20 protein-coding genes and 1 pseudogene are annotated in these 21,242 nt (G+C 69.3%); 13 read left to right on the forward strand and 8 right to left on the reverse strand.

All coding sequences use genetic code 11. The features are described from left to right. The first annotated feature begins 275 nt into the window (after positions 1-275). From ACIHAR_RS01600 to ACIHAR_RS01610, 3 genes and pseudogenes are all read left to right on the forward strand, one after another. Positions 276-3,509, forward strand: a complete 3,234-nt coding sequence (locus tag ACIHAR_RS01600; protein WP_400015848.1) for a family 78 glycoside hydrolase catalytic domain — start codon at positions 276-278, stop codon at positions 3,507-3,509. A 91-nt stretch (positions 3,510-3,600) separates the two neighbouring features. Further along, positions 3,601-4,015 (forward strand): annotated as a pseudogene (locus ACIHAR_RS01605) (Hsp20/alpha crystallin family protein). Between the two features lie 103 nt (positions 4,016-4,118). Then, entirely contained in the window at positions 4,119-4,514 is a 396-nt protein-coding gene (locus tag ACIHAR_RS01610) for a DUF2267 domain-containing protein (RefSeq protein ID WP_365469192.1), read from the forward strand. 340 nt (positions 4,515-4,854) lie between these two features. Here ACIHAR_RS01610 and ACIHAR_RS01615 read toward each other — a convergent pair whose 3' ends face one another. From ACIHAR_RS01615 to ACIHAR_RS01625, 3 genes are all read right to left on the reverse strand, one after another. Next, on the reverse strand, positions 4,855-5,841 hold the full coding sequence (locus tag ACIHAR_RS01615) for an NAD(P)H-dependent flavin oxidoreductase (protein ID WP_400015850.1): 987 nt from the start codon (positions 5,839-5,841) through the stop codon (positions 4,855-4,857). A 333-nt stretch (positions 5,842-6,174) separates the two neighbouring features. After that, positions 6,175-7,185 (reverse strand): peptidase, encoded by a 1,011-nt coding sequence (locus tag ACIHAR_RS01620; protein ID WP_400015852.1) that lies wholly within the window; start codon positions 7,183-7,185, stop codon positions 6,175-6,177. A 302-nt stretch (positions 7,186-7,487) separates the two neighbouring features. Further along, the gene (locus ACIHAR_RS01625) at positions 7,488-7,853 is read right to left on the reverse strand and encodes an STAS domain-containing protein (RefSeq protein ID WP_400015854.1); all 366 of its coding nucleotides are present in this window, start codon (positions 7,851-7,853) and stop codon (positions 7,488-7,490) included. 179 nt (positions 7,854-8,032) lie between these two features. On the opposite strand from ACIHAR_RS01625, the gene ACIHAR_RS01630 reads away from it, so the two are divergent. From ACIHAR_RS01630 to ACIHAR_RS01645, 4 genes are all read left to right on the forward strand, one after another. Beyond that, the gene (locus tag ACIHAR_RS01630; protein WP_400015856.1) at positions 8,033-8,497 is read left to right on the forward strand and encodes an ATP-binding protein; all 465 of its coding nucleotides are present in this window, start codon (positions 8,033-8,035) and stop codon (positions 8,495-8,497) included. A gap of 402 nt (positions 8,498-8,899) precedes the next feature. Then, positions 8,900-9,259: an STAS domain-containing protein gene (locus ACIHAR_RS01635; protein WP_400015858.1), complete on the forward strand. Its 360-nt coding sequence runs from the start codon at positions 8,900-8,902 to the stop codon at positions 9,257-9,259. 177 nt (positions 9,260-9,436) lie between these two features. Continuing rightward, positions 9,437-10,282 (forward strand): RNA polymerase sigma factor SigF, encoded by an 846-nt coding sequence (locus tag ACIHAR_RS01640; protein ID WP_400015860.1) that lies wholly within the window; start codon positions 9,437-9,439, stop codon positions 10,280-10,282. 159 nt (positions 10,283-10,441) lie between these two features. Beyond that, on the forward strand, positions 10,442-10,597 hold the full coding sequence (locus ACIHAR_RS01645; RefSeq protein ID WP_365465840.1) for a DUF6131 family protein: 156 nt from the start codon (positions 10,442-10,444) through the stop codon (positions 10,595-10,597). Positions 10,598-10,637: 40 nt separating this feature from the next. Here ACIHAR_RS01645 and ACIHAR_RS01650 read toward each other — a convergent pair whose 3' ends face one another. Further along, positions 10,638-11,228: a TetR/AcrR family transcriptional regulator gene (locus tag ACIHAR_RS01650; protein WP_400015863.1), complete on the reverse strand. Its 591-nt coding sequence runs from the start codon at positions 11,226-11,228 to the stop codon at positions 10,638-10,640. Positions 11,229-11,278: 50 nt separating this feature from the next. Then, positions 11,279-12,544: an MFS transporter gene (locus ACIHAR_RS01655; protein ID WP_400015865.1), complete on the reverse strand. Its 1,266-nt coding sequence runs from the start codon at positions 12,542-12,544 to the stop codon at positions 11,279-11,281. Positions 12,545-12,950: 406 nt separating this feature from the next. Here ACIHAR_RS01655 and ACIHAR_RS01660 point away from each other — a divergent pair, with 406 nt between their 5' ends. The 5 genes from ACIHAR_RS01660 to ACIHAR_RS01680 all read left to right on the forward strand — a co-directional run bounded on the left by ACIHAR_RS01660 (position 12,951) and on the right by ACIHAR_RS01680 (position 17,785). Beyond that, a complete protein-coding gene (locus tag ACIHAR_RS01660) occupies positions 12,951-14,045 on the forward strand; it encodes an alanine racemase (protein ID WP_400015867.1) in 1,095 nt (364 codons plus the stop codon). Between the two features lie 138 nt (positions 14,046-14,183). Further along, the gene (locus ACIHAR_RS01665; RefSeq protein WP_400015868.1) at positions 14,184-15,047 is read left to right on the forward strand and encodes a LysR family transcriptional regulator; all 864 of its coding nucleotides are present in this window, start codon (positions 14,184-14,186) and stop codon (positions 15,045-15,047) included. Between the two features lie 203 nt (positions 15,048-15,250). Beyond that, on the forward strand, positions 15,251-15,805 hold the full coding sequence (locus ACIHAR_RS01670; RefSeq protein WP_400015870.1) for an ester cyclase: 555 nt from the start codon (positions 15,251-15,253) through the stop codon (positions 15,803-15,805). A gap of 215 nt (positions 15,806-16,020) precedes the next feature. Further along, entirely contained in the window at positions 16,021-17,217 is a 1,197-nt protein-coding gene (locus tag ACIHAR_RS01675) for an IS110 family transposase (RefSeq protein ID WP_400015872.1), read from the forward strand. A 58-nt stretch (positions 17,218-17,275) separates the two neighbouring features. Further along, positions 17,276-17,785: a DUF4279 domain-containing protein gene (locus ACIHAR_RS01680; RefSeq protein ID WP_400015874.1), complete on the forward strand. Its 510-nt coding sequence runs from the start codon at positions 17,276-17,278 to the stop codon at positions 17,783-17,785. A gap of 443 nt (positions 17,786-18,228) precedes the next feature. On the opposite strand, the gene ACIHAR_RS01685 is transcribed toward ACIHAR_RS01680, so the two are convergent. Together ACIHAR_RS01685 and ACIHAR_RS01690 are read right to left on the reverse strand one after the other, a co-directional pair. Continuing rightward, complete coding sequence (locus ACIHAR_RS01685) at positions 18,229-18,687, reverse strand: MarR family winged helix-turn-helix transcriptional regulator (protein WP_400015876.1); 459 nt, start codon at positions 18,685-18,687, stop codon at positions 18,229-18,231. Between the two features lie 118 nt (positions 18,688-18,805). After that, positions 18,806-19,417, reverse strand: coding sequence for a TetR/AcrR family transcriptional regulator (locus tag ACIHAR_RS01690; protein WP_400015878.1), 612 nt, complete (start codon positions 19,415-19,417; stop codon positions 18,806-18,808). A gap of 223 nt (positions 19,418-19,640) precedes the next feature. Here ACIHAR_RS01690 and ACIHAR_RS01695 point away from each other — a divergent pair, with 223 nt between their 5' ends. Then, positions 19,641-20,192 carry an ABATE domain-containing protein gene (locus ACIHAR_RS01695; RefSeq protein ID WP_365465824.1) on the forward strand — a complete coding sequence of 184 codons (552 nt, stop codon included), beginning with the start codon at positions 19,641-19,643 and terminating at the stop codon, positions 20,190-20,192. Between the two features lie 336 nt (positions 20,193-20,528). On the opposite strand, the gene ACIHAR_RS01700 is transcribed toward ACIHAR_RS01695, so the two are convergent. Next, positions 20,529-21,242, reverse strand: coding sequence for an SDR family NAD(P)-dependent oxidoreductase (locus tag ACIHAR_RS01700; RefSeq protein WP_400015880.1), 714 nt, complete (start codon positions 21,240-21,242; stop codon positions 20,529-20,531).

Consider the following 21,242-nt stretch of genomic DNA (forward strand, 5'->3'; position numbering starts at 1 on the left):
TCGGCCTCGGCCGGACCGACCAGCACGCACGGTCCGGACCGAGTCCCTTCCGGCTTTGCCGGCCCGAGAACGCCGGTGACGGCATGGACCGCCCTCACGGCATCGGGCGGGACACGGCGGACGCGGACCACGGAGACCGTCCACCCGCGCCGTCTAAATCGTTTCATCCTCCCAGCCCCCTAATCACCTCCGACCCATTGACCATCCTCGGCGCGGAACCCTAACCTCCGGGGCAATCGGATTGAAACCTTTCATCAACGAACCGAGGGTGCACCATGTCCTGGGACCTGTCGCGTCGAAGACTTCTCCAGCTCGGCGGTGCCGCGACCGCCTCCGTCGTGCTGTCGGGTACCCGGGCCCTCGCCGCGCCCGCTTCGGGAACGGCGGTCACGACGCCCGGAAAGCCCTTCGCGCCGACCGGGATGCTGGCCGATCTCCTGCCTCAGGCGCTCGTGACGAGCACGGGACAGCGTCCCCGGTTCAGCTGGCAGGTGCCCGACTTCGGCGCGGGTACCGTCCAGCGCGCCTACCAGCTGCAACTGGCCGCCACACCAGGCGGTTTCGACGAGGAGCAGCTGGTCTGGGACTCGGGGAGGCGGGAGTCCGGCGACTCCGTCGCCGTACCGTACGAAGGACCCGCGCTGCAGCCCCGTACCGCCTACTGGTGGCGGGTCAGCAGCTGGGGCAAGCAGCGGTCGGCCTGGTCGGAGCCGGTCCTGCTGGCGACCTCGGTGGAGGACGAGTGGGAGGCCGCGCCGATCTGGGTGCCGGCCGGGCCGGTCATGACCGACGGGACCCTCAGCGCCCGGCTGAAGATCACCACTGTTGCCGCGGGGGTGTGGTTCCGCGCCGCGAACAGCGCCAACAACTACATGTGGCAGTTGCGCGCGGGCAGCCCCGGCGTGCTGCGCAAGCACGTGTGCGTCAACGGCGCCTACAGCGTTCTGGCCGAGGTCGGACTGCCGTTCGCGGTCAACGCCGGGGAGTGGCTGGACATCGCCGTCACCATGACCGGCTCCACCTTCACCACCACCGTGAACGGCACCGTCGTCGACACCACCACCGACACCCGCTACGCCTCCGGCAACGTCGGCCTGCGCAACGGCCTCACCGAATCCCAGGTCTACGACCGGATCACGTTCACCGCCGCCGACGGCACCGTCCTGCTCGACGACGACTTCGCCTCCGACAAGGGCACCTTCTCCGCGGGCACCGTCTCCGGCGGTGCGCTCACCTTCCCCACCGGAGCCTCCTCGCTGTCCTCCTACGGCGCCGACGACACCTGGGCGCTGCTCCGGCACGAGTACGGCACCGCGGCCGGCAAGGAGGTGGCCGCCGCCGTCCTCTACGTCGCCGCCACCTCACCGGGCCCGGCCCGCCAGTACGTCGCCAAGGTGTGGAGCAACGGCAGCCCGGTCGGGTACGCCTCCGTGCGCTCCGGCGCCGGGACGGCCTACCAGGCGTTCGACATCACCTCCACCCTGCGCTCCGACGGGACGGCCAACGCGCTCGCCGCCCTGTGCTGGACCACCTCGCAGCAGAAGTTCCTGGCCCAGCTGGAGATCACGTACGCCGACGGCAGCCGGTCCACCGTCGTCTCGGGAGACCACTGGAGGGCGCGTCGCCAGGCCGGGCTGCTGCCGTCCAAGGGCAGCGCGGGCAGCGGCTACTTCACCGTCCCGCAGGAGTACTGGGACCTGCGCCGTGAGCCCGTCGGCTGGACCGAGCCCGGATTCGACGACGGCGACTGGGCCGCGGCGGCGGTCCGTAGCGCCATCACCGACCTGGTCCCCGCCCCGATCGAGCCGGTACGGCTGCACACCGTCACCCCAGCCTCCGTCACCAAGGCCGCCGAGGGGCGCTGGCTGGTGGACCTCGGCCGGGAGATCGTCGGCGGGCTGTCCCTGGAGGTCACCGGCAGCGCGGGAGACACCGTCGAGGTCCGCCTCGGCGAGGAACTGAACGCCGACGGCACCGTTCGGTACCAACTGCGCGCCACCAACACCTACCGCGAGGTGTGGACCCTGCGCGACGGCGACCAGCGCTTCGAGCACTGGGGCTACCGCGGCTTCCGCTGGGCCGAACTGCGCACCACCGTCGACCTGTCGAAGGCCGTCGTCACCGGCCGTGCCTGGAAGCTCGACTGGGATGCCTCGCACGCCTCCTTCCGCAGCTCCGACCCGGCCCTCGACCGGGTGTGGGAGCTGTGCCGCTACTCCATCGAGGCCACGCGCGGCGATCTCTACACGGACACCCCGACGCGCGAACGCGGCCCGTACGAGGGCGACGCGCTGATCAACCAACTGTCGGAGTACGGCGTCCAGCGCTCCTACGCGCTCGCCCGCTGGTCCAACGACTACCTGGTCCGCAAGGGCACCTGGCCCACCGAGTACCGGCTGATGTGCGCGATCTCCGCGTGGGAGGACTACCTCGCCACCGGTGACGACCGGCAACTCGCCACGGACTACGACCTGCTCGCCGCCAAGAACCTCACCTCCTACCTCGATTCCCAGGGCCTGGTCCGCAAGGCACCCGGCTCCACCAGCCAGGACCTCGGCGACCTGGTCGACTGGCCGGCGGCCAGCCGCGACGGATACGTCTTCACCCAGATCAACACCGTCGTCAACGCCTTCCAGTACGCGGCGTTCGACGCCCTCGCCAAGTGCGCGGCCGCGCTGGGCAGGACGGACGACGCCGCCCAGCTCGGCAAGCGCGCCGACACCCTGGCCTCGGCGATGCGTGCCACCCTGCTTGACACCTCGACCGGGCGGTTCGTGGACGGCGTCGGCACCACGCACAGCGCCCAGCACGCGACCGCCTTCCCGGTGGCGCTGGGTGTCGCGGACGGCCTGACCGACGAGGTGCTGACCAGGCTCGGCGACACCCTCGCGGCGGGCGGCATGAAGGTGAGCGTCTACGGGGCGCAGTTCCTGCTCGACTCCCTGTTCCGGCTCGGCCGCTCCGACGCGGCGCTCGCGCTGCTCACGTCCACGGCCACCAACTCCTGGCTGCACATGCTGGACGCGCTCAAGGCCACCATCGTCACCGAGGCCTGGGATCCCGCGCTGAAGTCCAACATGACCCTCTCCCACGCCTGGGCCTCCGCGCCGGCGAACGCCGTCGCCCGGCACGTCCTGGGCGTGCAGGTCAGCAAGCCCGGTGCCGCGGAGTTCCTCATCCGCCCGAGGACCGGCACCCTGTCCGAGGCCGAGGGGACCGTCCCGTCCCTGCGGGGCCCGGTGTCCGTCTCCGTGCGGCGCTCCGCCGACGCGCACACGACCCGCGTGGCGGTGCCGCCGAACGCCCGCGCGGTGCTCGAGGTCGAGATAGGCGACGCCGACCCGGCGGCCTACCGGGTGACGGGCACGGCCGGCGGGGCTGGAACGGTGACGGCCAGGCCGTTCACCGACCTCACCGGCACGGTGCTGCGGATCGGCCCGGTCGGCTCGGGCACGACGGAGGTCGTGCGTACGTCAGCGGCCACGCGTGGTGCCTCACCGCAGAGTTGAGTCTTCGCTTGTCAAGTTACATGACGCGAGTTATATAGGAACTGTCGTCGTGGCCATCCCGCCTTCAGGGAGGAGTGACCGATGATGGCTCATGCGTACCGACCCCTTCCGCGAGCTCGACCGGCTCACCCAGCGCGTGTTCGGCACCGCGGCGAGGCCGGTGGCCATGCCGATGGACGCTTTCCGCGACGGCGACACCTTCTACGTCGAGCTCGACCTCCCCGGCGTGTCTCCGGACTCGATCGACCTGGACGTCGAACGCAACCTGCTGACAGTGAAGGCGGAACGCCGCCCGAGCGCCGGTGAGAACAGCGAGGTCGTGCTCGCGGAGCGACCCACCGGATCGTTCAGCCCAGCTCTTCCTCGGCGAAACCCTGGACGCCGACCGCATCGAGGCGTCCTACGAGGCCGGCGTGCTGAGGCTGAGGATCCCGGTCGCCGAAGAGGCCGAGCCCCGCAGGATCGCCGTCGCCAGCGGCGACACGCGGAAGCAGATCAACAGCTGAGACCGCGGCACGAGATGGGCGGGAGCCCCGGCACGGCACGGGCTTCCGCCCGCCCTCTTCGTCTGTGCAGCGGCCGTCCGTTCGTCCGTCAGGGGAGGGCGTCATGCGCATGCATTGGGACGCGTTCATCGCAGCGGTGCAGGAACGCGGCGAATATCCCACACCGCAGGAGGCAGAACGCGCCTCCAGGGTCGTCCTGGCCCTGCTGGGCGCGCATCTGGTGGGTGAGGCGCGCACCGAGCTGGCCGCCCGGCTGCCTGAATCGCTGGCGCTGATCCTGCTCAATCCCCTCCAGGCGCACGAACCGCTGCCCCCCGAGCGGTTCATCCGGGCGACTGCGGCCTGGATCGAAGGCGCCACCGAGAAGACGGCGACCTGGGATGTCAGCGCCGTGCTCAGCGTCGCGGCCGATGTCATGGGCGATGATCTGATGAACCGCATCCTGCTCCAGCTCCCGCCGGGCTACGACCTGCTCTTCGGGCGCCCGCAGCCGAGCTGACCGTCCACCGCCCGGCAACGGGCACGGTGAACGGTGACCGCGAAGCGGGTAGGGTCGTCCCCCGTTCGCGGGCTCCGACGAAGCTGTTGCTCCGGATGTCCGGCCTGCAGCTTCCTCGCAGAGCTTGCGCAGAGGCGATGAGTTCTGCGTCGCGCATGCCCAGGGTTCCTTTCCGGGAGCAGCCCTGAGGTTTCCACCTGGGGCGCGTCGACCCCGACGTGTCGCCACTTGCTCGTGGTCCTCCCAGCGGAGGCGGCCTGATCTCCGACTGGACACCACTGGGGGAGGAGCCACCCGGCGGACCGTCCCATCGGGTCGGCTTCGCGGTTCACATGCTCAGTCAGCTCAGCAGCGATCGAGGCCGTGAGTCCAGGATCGCCTCGGCCTCATCACTGATCGTCCGGACCACGTCCGCAGCGGGGCGGACGGCATCGACGAAGAACGCTGACTGACCGTAGAGGATCGCACTCGTGTCGGGGTCGGGTGCGGCCTCGAAGGGGTTGACGTCTTCCGGAGTAGTGAATTCCTTCTTGCGGTTCCGCAGCGTTGCCTCACGCTCCGACCATTCATCGGTGAATCGATTACGGCGGACGCGTGCCCCGATGGTCGCCGGCCAGGGCATCCCCGACACGATGTCGTAGGCCCGCGTCCATACGGTGTCGCTGCCATCGCTCTCGACGATCAGGCGCTTGTGGACATCGTGTACCTCTACCGCCTCGGGGGTGGCAAGGAACGCCGTGCCAAGCCAGGCGCCGTCCGCACCGGCGGTGAGGACCGCCGCGAGTGTCCGGCCGTCGGCAATGCCCCCTGCGGCCAGCACCGGGACATCGGGATATCGCTTCACGATCCCGGCCAGGAACGGCAGCAGGCCCATCGTCCCGGTATGGCCTCCGGCCTCGGTGCCCTGTGCCACGAGGACATCGGCACCGGCCGCGACGGCCGTCTCCGCGTCCGCATAGTTCTGGACCTGGCACATCACCCGGGCTCCCGCGTCCTTGGCGCGAGCAAGCCACGGCTGAGGGTCGGCGAACGACAGCGCGATGACCACTGGTCGCTCCTCCAGCGCGGCGTTGAAAAGCTCTTCGGTGAAGGGCAGGAACGGCGTGATGAAGCCGACGCCGAAGGGTCGGTCCGTCGTGGTGCGGATGGTCGCGATCTCCGCACGGATCCAGTCAGGTCCCTTCCAAGGATGCGTACCCCCGAAGGAGCCGAGGCCGCCGGCGGCAGAAACCGCGGCGGCGAGCCTCCCGCCGCTGTGCAAGCCCATGGGAGCCGCCATCACCGGGTGGGCGATACCGAACATTTCGGTAAATCTGGTGTGCAACATGGGGCGACGCTAGCGAACACGGCGGAACCCGCCTCCAAGCAACGCGGCGGGCGTCCCCCAATGACGCATGCGACGCTTGCTGACACGTCCCACTCGCCTCAAGTCCGAAGCCGTGGGCAGGAGGGCCACCCCGCCTGGCCACCGTCGTGGCCCGGGCCGTCGTGGCCGGGGTCACCGAGGGCGGCTACCTGCTCGGTCACGGCTGACGTACTCAGCGAACGTCGTTCGCCGAAAGGGAGCCGCGACCACGGCTCCATCCGTGGTCGCGACTCGCGTGTCTGGCGGCAGGGCGTCCGCCCCCGCCGACCAGGACGAGAGCGGAGGGCGCGGCCGTCAGGACGACTGTGCCGTCTGGTAGAGGTTCTGGGCGTCGGCACCGAAGTACGGGCCGTACATGCGGTTCGGCAGGAAGTTGTACTTGAAGCTGTTCACCGACGTCAGCAGGCCTGTGCCCGTGGACTCGTTGAACTGCGTGAACCACGGCCCGCCGCTGGAGCCGCCGGTCATGTTGCAGGTCATGCCGTGGTCCTTGGACAGGAGGAAGTCCCGCGTGGTGGTGCCGCTGCAGTAGATGAACTTCTCCCCGTCGTACGGCGATGCGGCGGGGAAGCCGAAGGAGTACATGGCGAGGTTGTAGCCGGTGTTGAAGGCGAGCCCCTGCCCGCCGACGACGTCCGTGAGCCGTTTGCCGTCCAGGGGGGCGACGACCGCCGCGCCGATGTCGTAGTTGATGTCCTCGCTCGCCGTCCACTGCGGTGTGGACAGGGTCTTCGACGCGGTCCACTTGCCGTAGGGCGCCTGGCCGTCGTGGTAACCGGGGACGAAGACCCAGTCGGTGTGCCAGGCGCCCTGCAGCTTCACGCAGTGGCCCGCCGTGATCACCGTGCTCTTGTTGGCGCTGGTGACGGCGTTGCCGGAACAGGACGCCGTACGGCCCTGGTAGCTGAAGAACACCCGCCCCGCCGTGGACAGGACCGCACCGCCGCCGGTCCACGGCCCGCCGCTGTTCGGGAAGGCCTTGATCCCCACATCGGCCGGTGTCCTGGCGGGGGTGGTGGGGGCGACGGTGAACTTCGTGCCCTTGGCAGGAGCCGAGCGGCCGTCGGCGCGGCCGTTGACGTTCGCCAGGTCGAGCGGCGTCGCCGCCCGCATCCGTTCGGGCGTCCAGAACTCACGGGCCCGCAGCTGCGCGTCGGCTGAGACGGGACTTACGGCGGGGCCGGACGTGGTGGGGGCTGCGCCCGCCGGTACGGCCAGGGCACCGGTCGTGAGCAGCACGGTGACGCCGACCAGGGTGCCGAGGACGGAGCCGGGGGTGCCGGTGACTCGGGGTATGCCTCTCACGCGTACTCCTTCTGCGTTGGGGGACCGGGCGGCGAGTCGGCCCCCCGGACAGACAGACGGTGCGAGTCGGAGTGGATGCGAACCGTGGAGCAGCGTGCCCGCCCGAGCATGATGCTGAAAGGGACATGTCAAACAATGGCTGATATTCGCCCCCGTCATGTTCTTCGCAGTGGCGCAAGAGGGCTGTTGGCCTCCGGGCCCCGTCATGCTGCTCCAGACCCTGGCTCCCAGGGCTCGTCCTCGCCGATGGGCTCCGGGACCGGTCCGAGGAACTTCGCCGCCGCTGAGGTCTGCCGGGGTGGTCAGGGCTGGAGGGCGTCGCGGAGGGTGGGGTAGCAGTCGATGATCGTGTCGAGTTCCACGATGCGCAGGGTGCGCATGACGGAGTCGGGGACGCCTGCCAGGCGCAGCCAGCCGTGCTGCCCTGTTGTGGCCCGGCGGGCGGTGACGAGCAGGTTGAGGCCGGCGGAGTCCATGAAGGTCACCTGCCGCATATCGACCACGACGCGTGGCGGGGTGCCCAGATGGTCGAGGTCCAGGGCCTGGCGGAGGGGCTGAACGGTGTCGTGGTCGATGTCGCCCGCCACGGACAGGACGCGGATGCCGTCAGTGACGGCGGACCTCACCGACAGACGACCCGGATCATGCGCTTTGTCGGAGTCGGCCATGATTCCTCTCGGCGCTGTCGGAGATACTTGCGGACCGGGTTTCCCCGGCAGGTCGACCTGCATACTACGGGCAGCGCCTGTGCAGGTTCGGTCGGCCGGGGCGGACGGGCGTGGGGGACGGGCCGGCGGGTAGTCGGCAGGGATGAAGGGTGAGGGCGGCCTTTGTGGAATCGGTGCCTGTGGGTGAGGACGGCGCAGTGCCGGAGGCCTGGCCGGTCCAGACGGCGGTAGCTCTGGAGGGTGACGGCGGCTGTAACGCTGAGGCCCGCCTGGTGGCTGCCCGGTTCCTGGCCGGGGTGCAGGCGGAGCACGGACTGCCGGTGTCGGACCGTGCCATGGATCTGACCCGGCTGGTGGTGAGCGAGCTGGTCACCAATGCCCGGAAGTACGCGCCCGGCCCGGTTCTGATGGAGCTTCGGATTGTCGGGGACATGGTCGAGGTGGCGGTATGGGACGGCGATCCGGTGCTGCCGGTGGCGCGGGCGGCGGATCCGGGCCGGGTGGGGCAGCATGGCCTGGAGATCGTGATGGCCGTCGCACAGAGTTTTGAGGTGGTGCGGGAGCCGGTGGGCAAGCGCATCACGGCCCGTATCGCGCTGCCGGACGACCCGGGCGGCAGTGTCGCCGGACGCCTGCCCCTCTAGCGGAACGCCCGCGTCACCTCGTGGACGGCCCTCTGGGTTACCCCGAACGCGCAAGCTTTCGGTCCCCGGAAGTTTCCGGGTAGCTGATGGTGCCGGCCCCATCGCGATGCACTGCTGTGATCGGGAAAGCGTGGGACGGGGCAGCGCCGGGTGTCTTGAGCGGGCTTTCAGAGACACTTCTCACGGTTGCCGTAAGCGTCGGCTTGTGGCGGTGACCCGTCTGCTGGGGCAGACGAGGGTGATGGGCAGGCGTATCCGCATCAACGCAGCACCCACCGCGGCACCCAGGGACGGAAAGCGGCCACCCGCGTACCTGCCCGGCTGCCACCCGTATCCGGCAGCCCGCCGCCAGGCGGGCGTTGTCCTGGCCGTCCGTGCCCCTGGTGTCGAGGGAGGCCGGAGATGATCGGTGCAGGAGGAATCACGACCTTGATCGCCCGCTGCGGCGAGGTGACCTCGGTAGGAGTCTTCGGCGAGCTGGACATCTTCACCGGCGAGGAGCTGGTCACGGTTCTCGGACAGTGCCTTGAGCAGCGGCCTGGTCATCTGGTGGTCGACCTGTCCGCGGTGTCGTTCTGCGGCGGGGCAGGGGCCAGGGCACTGGAAACGATGAGGGAACTCGCTGTGCGCTCCGGGACGGAGGTCGCGCTGACGGGCGTGAGGGCGCAGACGCTCACTCGAGTGCTGGAGGTGACGGGACTCGACCTGCTGTTCGGGCTGCGTCAAGGACCGACGACACTCCCCGACTCCGCGACCCGCTGACATCGGGTTCTTGCCTTCTGACGGTGAGGCCGGCTGCGGCGGTGAAGACGGCCGCCTCTGGACGAGGCGGCACGCCCGTTTTCGCGTGGGGGACATGAGCTGCAGATGCTGGGGTAGGCGGGCGGTTGTCGGCCCGTGGCAGGCCGGCGGCGTGCAGCGATAGGGGAGGGAAGCATCATGGCGACAGTGACTGCGGCGAAGACGGACACCAACGTAGGTGGTATGCCGGAGGTCGCCGACCCGTCCCGGGTCGCGCCGAAGGACGCCCGTGAGCTGTCGCGCCTGTTCTTCGACCAGTTGGCGGTGCTGGAGGAGGGCACGCCCGAGTACCAGTACGCGCGGAACACGCTCATCGAGATGAACATGTCTCTGGTGCGCTTCGCGGCCGGCCGGTTCCGTAGCCGCGGGCCGGAGGAGATGGAGGACATCGTCCAGGTCGGCATGATCGGTCTGATCAAGGCGATCGATCGTTTCGAACTGTCGCGGGAGGTGGAGTTCACCTCCTTCGCCATCCCCTACGTGGTCGGCGAGATCAAGCGGTTCTTCCGCGACACGACCTGGGCGGTGCACGTACCGCGACGGCTGCAGGAAGCCCGCGTCCAGCTCGCCCGCGCCACCGAAGAGCTCCGCAGCCGTCTGGGGCGCACGCCGACGGTGAAGGAACTGTCGGAGCTGATGAGCCTCCCCGAGGACGAGGTCAGGGAGGCCCGCCTGGCCTCCAACGGCTACAACTCCACCTCACTGGACGCGGCGATCAGCGGCAGCGAGGACGGCGAGACGGCCCTGGCGGACTTCATCGGCACCGACGACCAGGCCCTCGAACTCGTGGAGGACTTCCACGCACTCGCCCCGATGATCGCCGCACTCGACGAACGCGACCGGCAGATCATCCACATGCGGTTCGTGGAGGAACTCACCCAGGCACAGATCGGCGAACGTCTCGGCGTCTCCCAGATGCACGTCTCCCGCCTGCTCTCGCGCTGCCTTGCCCGGCTGCGCGAGGGGATGCTCACCACCCGCTGACAGCACCACGTGCCCGGGGGCCATCCGCCCCCGCCACCGCTTCCTCGACGCTTCGCATGACCGGGGAGCGTACGGCCGGCCTCATCTTCCGTCGCAGGGCGACAAAACGTCGTTGAAGGCGCACAGTGAAGGAAGAACTACCCGCAACGGGAGGCGGCCGTGATCGTCCTCGGCATCATCTTGCTCGTCGTCGGTTTCGTCACCGGCATATCCATTCTGTGGACCATCGGCATCATCCTCGCCGTGATCGGCGTCGTGCTGTGGATCATGGGCTCAGTCGGCCACGCCGTCGCGGGCCGTCGGCACTACTGGTGAGGACAGCTGAAAGCGATCTGTAGCCGCTTGCCGTTCCTTCTCAGGCCCGGGCGGGCGCGAGGGGGGCCGCGTCGAGCAGCGCGGCCGCGGCGGCGCGAGCGGTGGTGGCGGCCGAGGGGTCGCGGTCCATACGCGCGGACTGCAGGGCGCCGTCGTAGAGCAGGTGCAACTGGCGGGCCAGGCCCTCGGGGTCGGCGTATCCCGACTGCGCGGCCAGTTCGGCGAACAGGCCGCGCAGCCAGGTCCGGTGCTTCTCGGCGGCGCGGCGGATCTGGCTGTCCTCGGGCACCTCGGCGGTGGCCCGCACGAAGGGGCAGCCGTTGTAGCCGGGCCGGGTGAACATCTCGCCCTGGGCGTCGAAGACACCGAGCAACTGCTCGCGCGGGGTCCGGAATCGGGTCAGGGTCCGGGTGATCCCGTCCTTGATGCGGGCGCCGCGGAGGTCCAGGTAGGCGGCGATCAGCACTTCCTTGCTGCCGTAGGTGTTGTAGAGGGACGCCTTGGCCACTCCGGCGTGCTCGATGATGCGGTCGATGCCGACGGTCTGCACACCCTCGCTGTAGAAGAGCTCGTTGGCGGCGCCGAGCAGGCGTTCTCGCGCAGACAGCTTCTTCACCGTTCCGGTAGCCATGAGCACCATCCTTCAGACAGACCTGTTCATTCTACTTCCAGGGGTCTCCGTCAGCCGCGTGTCCGCCCGGCAGTGACGGCCTCGGAGGGAGTGCCGGCCCCCGCCGCGAGCAGGACTGCCCGCTGCGTGCGGCGGCCGCTGAGCAGCAGGCCGGCCAGGGCCGCGAGGGCCAGCGCGATGACGGCGACGCCGTACTCCTCGGCGGTCTGCACCAGCCCGCCGCCGTGCACGACCAGCACGCCTGCGATCACTGCGGGCACCCCCAGGCCCAGGTAGCACACCACGTACAGCAGGGACAGCACACCGGCCCGTTCCTGCGCCTCGACCTGCGGTATCACCATCCGGATACCGCCCTGGAAACCGCTGCCGAAGCCGAAGCCGGATATCGCGCCGCCCACGAAGAACCCGGTGGCGGAGAGCGCGCCGCCCGGGCCCGAGGCGATGGACAGCAGGGTGATCACCACACCGACGATCAGGGCGCCGGAGCCGAGGAGCATGACGGTGCGCGTCGCGGTCCCTCGCAGCACCACGACGGCCAGGCCCGCGGAGGCGGCGAGCACGAACAGCGGCAGCCCACCCCACACGACGGAGGTGGAGTGCACCAGAGTCCCGGTGAGGGCCGGGCCCAGTGCGCCGTAGAGGCCGGTCAGCGCCCAGACCGCGAACAGCACGGGAGCGGCGATCGCCACCGAGGTGCGGGCGGACTTGGGCAGTTTGATCTCCGGTGCCAGGCTGGCCAGCGCGCCCGGTTTGCGGCTCACCGTCTCCCGCAGGGCGAGCACGGCCAGCGCCTGGAGGACGAACACGCCGAGCAGCACGAGGTAGACGAGGCCGGTGGGGGCCGGCAGGTACTGCACGATCAGACCGGAGGTCAGGGCGCCGCTGGCGGTGCCGACCGCGGGCGCGAAAGAGTTCAGGAAGCCACCCCTGCGCGGGTCGATGTCGAGCATTCCGGCGCCGAGCGCGCCGACCGCCGCGCCGGTGCTGACTCCCTGGAGGACGCGGGCGGCCAGCAGGGCGTTCACTCCGTCGGCGGTGACGAACACGACCATCGCCGCGGCCTGCGCGAGCAGGGCCGTCAACAGGACCGGCCGGCGGCCCACGTGGTCGGAGATCCTGCCGAGGACCAGGAGCGAGACCAGCACGGCCACCGCGTAGACGCCGAAGACGACGGTGATGGTGATCGGCGAGAAGCCCCAGTGCTGCTGGTAGATCGCATAGAGCGGGGTCGGGGCGCTGGACGCGGCCAGCAGCGACACCAGGATCGAGGACAGCAGGCCGATGGAGGCGACGGGTCCGAGGGTTCGGCGTCGCAAGGCAGCGTGTGCCGGCTGTCGTCTGCTCGAGCGGACTGGGGCGGTGCTCTGAGACGCGGTGGCTGTGGGACTCATGGATCACTCTCAGGACTGGACGGAGGTGCTGTGGCCAACGCTAGACAGATCTGTCTAATTCCTGAGCGGGCGCCGTGTGACGTGCGTCGCACGACTGGTGGCCCGCAGTCCCGAGGCGGTCAATGACGGTCGGCGCCCGATGAACGACACGCCCCTGTCGAGGCGGCTGCCCCTCCGGTGCGGTCGTCAGCCGTGGGGGCACCGCACCGGATACGTGTCTCGTAGCGGGTGTGCGCACTGTCGGCCGCCCCGCCACACCGCCCAGCGGGCCTGGTTCGGGACCGGGGCATGACAGGATCCTTCCCACGTGTTTCGACGAGGGAGACGAGGAATGGCGATACAACTGCCCGACGGTGTGGTCACACCAGGGCTCGTGGTCGATCCGGACGTGCTGGACCGGAACATCTCGCGGATGGCCGAGGCCTCGCGGTCCCATGGCTTCTCGCTGCGCCCGCACGCCAAGACCCACAAGAGCCCGCAGATCGCCGACCGCCAGATTCGGGCCGGCGCGCGTGGCCTGTCCGTGGCCACGATCCGGGAGGCCGAGGTCTTCGCTCGCGAGGGCGTGACCGACCTGTTCATCGCGTACCCGGTGTGGCTGGATGCGGACAAGGCGCGGCGGGTGCGCCGGTTGGCGGACGAGGTGTCGCTGCGCGTCGGCATCGAGTCCGTCGACGGCGCCCAGCGGCTGGGCGAGGCCCTGCGCGGCAGCGCGCGACCGGTGGAAGTGCTCATCGAGGTGGACAGCGGAACACACCGGACCGGAGTGCCGCCGCAGGGCGTGGGCGAGCTCGGGAAGGCGGCCACCGACGCGGGACTGCAGGTGGTCGGTGTGTTCACGTTCCCCGGTCACGGCTACGGTCACGCCGCGCAGGCGCGCCGGCAGGCCGCCCGTGACGAGGAGCGGGCATTGGGCGAGGCCGCGGAGACGCTGCGCGGCCTCGGCCTCGACATCCAGGTGGTCAGCGGCGGGTCGACTCCGACGGTGGGGGAGTGGCAGCCGGGGGTGGTCGACGAGTTGCGACCCGGCGTCTACGTTTTCAACGACGCCACCCAACTGGCCATCGGCACCTGTGGGGTGGACGACCTGGCGTTGGCCGCCGCGGCAACGGTGATCAGCGTGCCCGCGCCCGACCGCTTCGTGCTGGACGTCGGCAGCAAGGTCCTCGGCGCCGACCGGTCGCCCTGGGTGACGGGCTACGGCTACCTGCCCGAGTTCCCGCAGGCGACCGTGACCGAGCTGTGGGAGCACCATGCCGTGGTCCGCCTTCCGGACGGCGTGCGAGGGCCGGGCCTTGGCGCGCCCGTCGCGGTCGTTCCCAACCACGTCTGCACGCCGGTGAACCTGGCGGACGAGCTGTTGGTCGTCCGAGACCGTGCGGTGGTCGACCGCTGGCAGGTGGCGGCACGGGGCGCCAACACCTGATGGCTCGACGGCGCCGACGCCGGCACCGTGCGCGCCGGAGCCGCCCACCGCGCGGTCCTGTCGGCGACTCGTTCGCCCGGCCCCGGAACGCCGATTAGGGTGCTGTCATGTGCGCAGGGACGGCGAAGGACGGAAGCAGTGAGCGGCGCTGACGTCGAACTGCGTCATCTGCGGGCCTTCGCCGCCGTCGCCCGCCATGGCTCCTTCAGCGGGGCCGCACGCGAACTGCTGATCACCCAGCCCGCTCTCAGCCGTACCGTCGCCCAGCTGGAAGCCGCCCTGGGAGTACGGCTACTGGACCGCTTGCCGCGCCATGTGCGGCCCACCGAGGCCGGTGCCGAGTTCCTCGCGCAGGCCGAGGAGGTGCTCGCCGCGTTCGATCATGCTCTGGCCGTGGCGCGGAGGGCGTCGGTCCTACGGCTCGGCTTCAGCTGGCTGCTGCCCGACCCGTGGGCCCAAGAGGCGATCCGCCGCTTCGAGCAGACCGGTGGCGCAACGGTCCAGCTGGTGCGCTGCGACGACCCGCTGCGCGACCTGCGGCTGCGCGCCATCGATGTCGCGCTGCTCCGCGGCACCACCACACCCCCCGCCCCCGCCCGTGCCGTCCCTCTCTACGAGGAGTCCCGCATCGCGGTCTGTGCGCAGGACTGCGAACTGGCGCGCCTCCCTCACCTGAACTGGGCGGACGTTCCGGCCTGGCCGTTGGTCGTCAACACCGTCAGTGGCACGACCGGACCATGGTCGTGGCCCGTCGATCAGCAGCCCGACCGCGTGATCGAGACCACGAATTTCGACGAGTGGCTCGAATCGGTCGCCGCCAATCGGGGCATCGGCATCGTGCCCGAGGCCGCCCGGCGGCGCATCCACCACCCCGGCCTGTGCTTCGTCCCCTTGGTAGACGCACCCCTCACCCCCGTAGCCTTGGCCTATTTGCCCGACACCCAGCCGGGTCTGGTGCGCCGCTTCATAGCTGCCACCACCAGCGCTGTCGCGACCGGCTGAACGGCCAGGCCGTAGAGCGTGTCTCCGAAGCACCAATTGATTGCCTAGTCAAGTATATTCGCTGCGACCAACGTCCAGCGGCTTCTCGGCTCGCTCCGACGGCGTCTCCGCCGCGGCAGTATCCACCTATTGAATAGGTAGGGTATAACTTCAATTCGCCGGGCGTCTGCCCGCACGCACCGCAGAGGGAAGGCACAATCACCATGGCAATGCTCGCCGGCGACCTCGCTCGCGCACTCTTCAAGGTCCTGGAGACCGGGGATCCGGCGCTGGCCGCCGAAGTCGTGCACGCCGAGTTCCACAACCGCGAAGCCGCAGTGTCACCTCCGGCGTGCCGGATCACCGGTCCGGCAGGCGTGCTCGCCTCCAGCACGTGGATGCGGTCCGCGTTCAGCGACCTGGCGTTCCCCGTCACCGACATCGTCACGAGCGACTCCCAGGTGTGGGTGCGGCTGCGCATGCAGGGCCGTCACACCGGCGCCTTCGTCCTCTACAAGGGACAGGAGGTCGACCAGGTCGTGCCTCCCACCGGACGACAGATCGACTTCGAGCAGATCCACGTGCTCGAGCTCCGTGACGCAAAGGTCGTCCGGCATGAGGCGGTGCGGGACGACATCACGATGCTTGGTCAGCTGGGTGTGTTTCCCCCCGGCCCGGCCGCCGGGATGCGCATGCTGGCCTGGCGGGTGACCGGCCGGTCCGCACGAGCCGCCTCCGAGGTCGCGACGCGAGCGGCTCAGGCGGCTCTACCTTCTTGATCGGGCCGATCGAGCCATTCGTAGGGTTGGGCCGCCCAGGGGTGCTGGGTGTGGCTATCAGGCGGCTGCCGTCTCGTGGCTCTGCTGGCTTCGCCGCCCGGCACCCCACGACGACTCGGCCGCCGATTAGGAAGTGCGAACAAGTCGCTGTGTAGAGCAATGCCGGCGAGGTCGTCCGTGGCACGAAGAGTCCGAACGAGCACGTCAGGAGCACGATGAGCCGGATATGGGCGGGGATCGACAGCGGCAAGGGGCACCACCACAGCCTCGCCCTCGACGCGGACGGCAAGACGCTGCTGTCGCGGCGCGTGGCCAACGACGAGCCCGAGCTGCTGAAGCTAATCGGCGACGTCCTCGACCTGGCCGACGGCCGTCAGGTCACCTGGGCGATCGACATGACCGGCGGGGAACCCGCGCTGCTGCTGGCCCTGCTGGTCAACCACGGCCAGGAGGTTCTCTACATGCCCGGCCGGCTGGTGAACCGGGCCTCCGACGGCTACCGCGGCGAGGGCAAGACCGACGCCCGCGACGCCTACGTCATCGCCGACCAGGCCAGGATGCGTCGCGACCTGCGGCCCATCCGCCCCGGCGACGAAGCCACCATCGAACTCAAACTGCTGACCGGCCGCCGAGCCGACCTGGTCGAAGACCGCACCCGCGTCGTCAACCGCCTACGCGGCACCCTGCTGAGCATGTTCCCCGCTCTGGAACGAGCCCTGGACGTGACCAACACCGGCCCGCTCAAGCTGCTGACCGGCTACCAAACCTCGGCCGCAATCCGCCGGGCCGGCGTCGCCCGGCTGACGAAGTGGCTGGCCAACCGCAAGGTCCGCAATGCCAGAACCCTGGCCGAGACGGCGGTCGAGGCCGCCGAGGGCCAGCACACCTCCGTTCCCGGGGAGAAGACCATCGCGAAGCTGGTCCACACTCTGGCCGAGGAGGTGATGACCCTCAACGAGCAGATCGCCGAGATGGACAAGCTCATCGAGGGCCGGTTTCGCGAGCACGAGCTCGCCGACATCGTCCTGAGCGTCCCGGGCATCGGCGCAACCCTCGGAGCCGAGTTCCTCGCCGCCGTCGGCGGCAGCCTGGACGAGTTCGACTCCCCGGACGCCCTGGCGGCCTTCGCCGGCGTCGCCCCCGCACCGCGCGACTCGGGCAAGGTCAGCGGCAACCTTCACCGGCCACTCGTCTATCACCGAAGACTCCAGCGGGTCTTCTACACCTCCGCGCTGGTCAGCGTCCGCTACGACCCGAACTCGCGGAAGTTCTACAACCGCAAACGCGCTGAGGGAAAGAAACACGTCCAGGCCGTGCTCGCCCTCGCCCGCCGACGCGTCAACGTTATCTGGGCCCTGATCCGTGACCGACGGTGCTACCAGGTCGCCCCTCCGGTCACCGCGGCTGCTTGACTAAAGGGGCTCGCATAATCACGGTCGGCCCACTTCCCGCGCGGCTATCCTCCACGGGATGCCACTTCACCAGTACGCCTACTTCGCGCTGTTCAGCCAGCACACCTCGGCAGACGACATGACCTCCCAGCTGGGCATCGCTGCCGACGAGGCGACCGTTCGCGGCAGCCGAATCACCGAACCGGCAGTGGTCCCGGTCGACCACTCGTGGATGGTCATCTGCCGGGAACCGGGCCTGCGCGTCGACGAGCAGATCACCTGCATTCTCGACAGGCTCCAGCCCCATACGGACCGCATCTCCAACCTCATCAGCCATCTGGCCAACACCGGCGGCGGAGCAGTGCTTCAAGTCGTGCGCTACTTCAACGACACCGACCAAACCCAGCCGGATGCTGCGGATGCCCCCAACCTCTTCGGTTGGCACCTGGACCGCAAGGTCCTGGACTTCCTCATCGCCACAGGCGCCGAGCTCGACGTCGACGAGTACGACATGGCCGGGACGAAGACATCAGGTGAGCACGTGACCTCGCGCTCACCTGGGCGCATGAGTCGCACTCCGACGGCTTGACAACAGCATTAGGAAGCCTCGACGTTGTCGCAGGCAACCCCGGCGTGACTCAATACGTGTCGACAGGTATCCGGCAAGTCGCCGTCGGCACGTATGTGATGCATACCGATCGATCCGCATCACGCTGAAGTGGAGTGCGAGAGACGCCGGCTCCCCCTGGGCTGGATGCCGCTGGGTTCCTTCCCGCCGGCATCCGGCGCGAGGGCTTACGGTTACAGCGAGAGTTCCGCGGCGACGTAATTGTACGACGACCAGGCGTCCGCAGGGTCGTACGGCGACTTCGCCGGATGCTTCATCGGCTGTGACCAACACCTGAGCCCCCGATGGCGCAACATCCACACGTCAAGCGTCACCCGTCAGGGGTGATGCGTATGTTACGTCGCAGGCTCTGTACCGGACGCCGGCTTGCGCCACATCGAAGGGCGCTGCGTCACCGCGACGTGTCAGTCACTCGCGGCAATGCGCTCCAGCACTTTGGCGGCCGCAGTGACGTCACAGCCTTCGAGGCGGGAGAAGATGTGCCGCCGCACGCTCGCGAGATTCGTCGGCCACGCTTGCTTCAGGCAGGTCCAACCGGAACTGGTGAGGACGGCGAGCCAGGCCCGTCCGTCGTCCGGGCACTTCTCCCGCAGTACGAGGGACTGCGCCTCGAGGCGCTTCACGACTCGGGTCATCCCACTCAACGACAGCCCGCACGTGTTGGCGAGCTCGCTCATCCGCATGCGATTGCCCGACGCTTCGGAAAGATGCACCAGCACCATGTACTCGCCACCGGTGATCGGCTGTTCCGAAAGCATGTCGGCATCGACGACGCGAGGCAGGTAAGCCATCACCCGGCCGAGGGCGCGCAGGAACGCCTCCTCATCGCGATTGAGGGGCTGGATCGTCGTTGCATCTGCCATGAGCACAGTCTAATTGGCCACAATCGACCGCTGGTCCCGGTCCATAGGAACGGGCTGACGGATTGGCCGGATCGGCCACCGACATGACCGTGATGGGATGCTGTGTGTCGAAAGAGGGTCAGAGCAGGGTGGCCACGGCCGTGCGCAGGAGGAAGGCCTCGGCCCGGTCCCAGGACCAGCCGTTCTCCACCACCAGGGTGCGCCAGCCGGTCGGGCCGAACCAGAACCACAGCAGACCGGCCGTCTCCTCCTCTGGGCAGTCGGGCGGCGGGGTCAACGTGTGCAGGTGGTGGGCAGCAGTCCGGAGAGCTTCCCGGTAGGCGGACGTGGCTCGCTCCCACAGTGCCTCGCCGTCCTCGTGGACGGGGAGCGCCGCCCGGATCGCCTCGTGGACCTGGAACTGCCCTTCGTTGCCTGCCCGCGTGCCATGGGCCAACGCCTCAAGGACGGCCTCCGGACTGCGCAGAGCGAGCACCGTCCGCATGGTCACCTCGTAGTCCGAAGCGACCACGCCCTGATCGACGATCTGGTTCAGCATGTCGCTCTTGCTGCCCACGCTGGCGAAAACGGTTTTGGTGGCGACACCGGTGGCTGAGGCGATGTCCGCCACGGTGACCCTGCCGTAACCGCGTTCGGCGAACAGCTTGGTGGCGCACCGCAGAATCTCCGCTCGGGTGCGCGCCGCTGCCTGCTGGCGGAGGGGCGAGACATAGGGGCGTTTGGCAGACATACGGTCATGGTAGCCAACATGATCAAAAGGGCATTCTCTTGATTAGGTGCTATCTCACCTGAAATCGTTGGCAGGCATGGGGCCTCGATCCGGGGGCGACGACCGTCCCGGCAGTCCGGTCGAACCGCGCGTTCTGCTCACATCGACGGCGCCGACCCGCGTCATGTTACGGCGTTCGACCTGGGGCTTTGCGTTTTCGCTCGTCACTGGTCAAAATGGTGACGTGACTCATGCATTTCCCTGCGGGACGCTCTTCCTCGACTTCGTCGGAACGCTGCGCGCACGCCGCAACGCGGCGCCGAAGGAGATGCTCGCACATCCCGAGTCGCTCGACGACTGGTTCGTGGAGTCCGGGATGGTCGACGCGGCTCCCGGCGCCGACGAGGCGGACCTCGCCATCGCCCTGGATCTGCGTGAGGCCATCTACTCGGTGACCGCCGCGCGGCTGGCGGGCGAACCGCTGCCTGCCGCGGCACTCGCCGAGGTGAACCGGCAGGCGGCCGGTCTGCCCGTGAGGGTGCAGCTCGGTGCCGACGGCACGCGCCGCCGCACGGGTTCCGTCTCGCAGGGCCTCGCGGTCCTCGCCCGTGAGACGGTGGAGATTCTGGGAGGGGTGGAGGGCGCGCTGCTGCGCGAGTGCTCCCGCCCCGAGTGCACCCAGGTCTACATCGACCGCTCGCGCGGCCCCCGGCGGGAATGGTGCTCCATGAAGACCTGCGGCAACCGCGTCAAGGCGGCCGCCTACCGCGCCCGCCGGCAAAGCCAGAAGAGCTGACCCTCGCCCGTGCCGGTTTCTATATGTAGTGCGCCGCGTGCAGTGCGCCGCGCGCCCGGCGCCGACTCGGACGCGAGCGGCGGACCCGGGAGCGCGTGTGCGCATGATGGAGGCGGTCGCCGCCGCAGCGGGGACGTCGGACAGGAGGGCGACCTCGCTCTGCCGCCCAGGACCGGCCGTCGACTGCCGTACGCCGCCCGCGTGTTGCTTTCAAGTGGCGTCCGGCATGCTGACGAGGCCGCCGATCACGCTCTGATCGGCGGCCTGTCGATATATCCCCCCGGGGGCGACGGTCGGTGATCAGTCGGGGTGGTCGGCCGTCGCCCCCGCCGGCTGTCAGTGACCGGCGCTCTGACCGCCGTCGACGTGCAGCACCTCGCCGGTGACGAACGGCGCGTTCTCCAGGTAGACGACCGCGTCGACGATGTCGCCGATCTCACCCATCCGCCCGACCGGGTGCAGGGCGGCGAACGTGTCGAAGTACTCCTCCGAGTGCATCGGCGTCTTGATGACGCCCAGGGCCACGGCGTTGCTGCGGATGCCCTGGGTCGCGTACTCGATGGCCAGCGCCTTGGTGGCGGCCTGGAGGCCACCCTTGGTCAGGGAGGCCAGTACCGAGGGCACCGCGGAGAGGGGGTGGTCAACCAGGCTCGTGGTGATCTGGACGACGTGGCCGCCGCCCTGGCGGAGCATCTGCTCGACGGCGAGCTGGGTGATGCGGAAGAACCCGCTCAGGTTCACTCCGGTGACCGCGTCGTAGTCCTCCTGCGTGAACTCGACGAACGGCTTGGCGATGAAGATGCCGGCGTTGTTGACCAGAGTGTCGATGCGGCCGAACCGCTCGATCGCGGCGGCGGCGACGCGCTCGGCCGTGGCCGGATCGGCGATGTCGCCCTGGACGGTCTCGACGTCCGGGTCGTCGGAGGTGGCGATGGTCCGCGAGGTGGCGACCACGGCGTAACCGAGCTTGCGGTACGCCTCGACCAGACCGGCGCCGATGCCCTGGGACGCACCGGTGATGACAGCGACCTTCTTGCCGGAGTTGTTCAT

Source organism: Streptomyces sp. NPDC052016 (assembly GCF_044548445.1).
Taxonomy (GTDB): domain Bacteria; phylum Actinomycetota; class Actinomycetes; order Streptomycetales; family Streptomycetaceae; genus Streptomyces.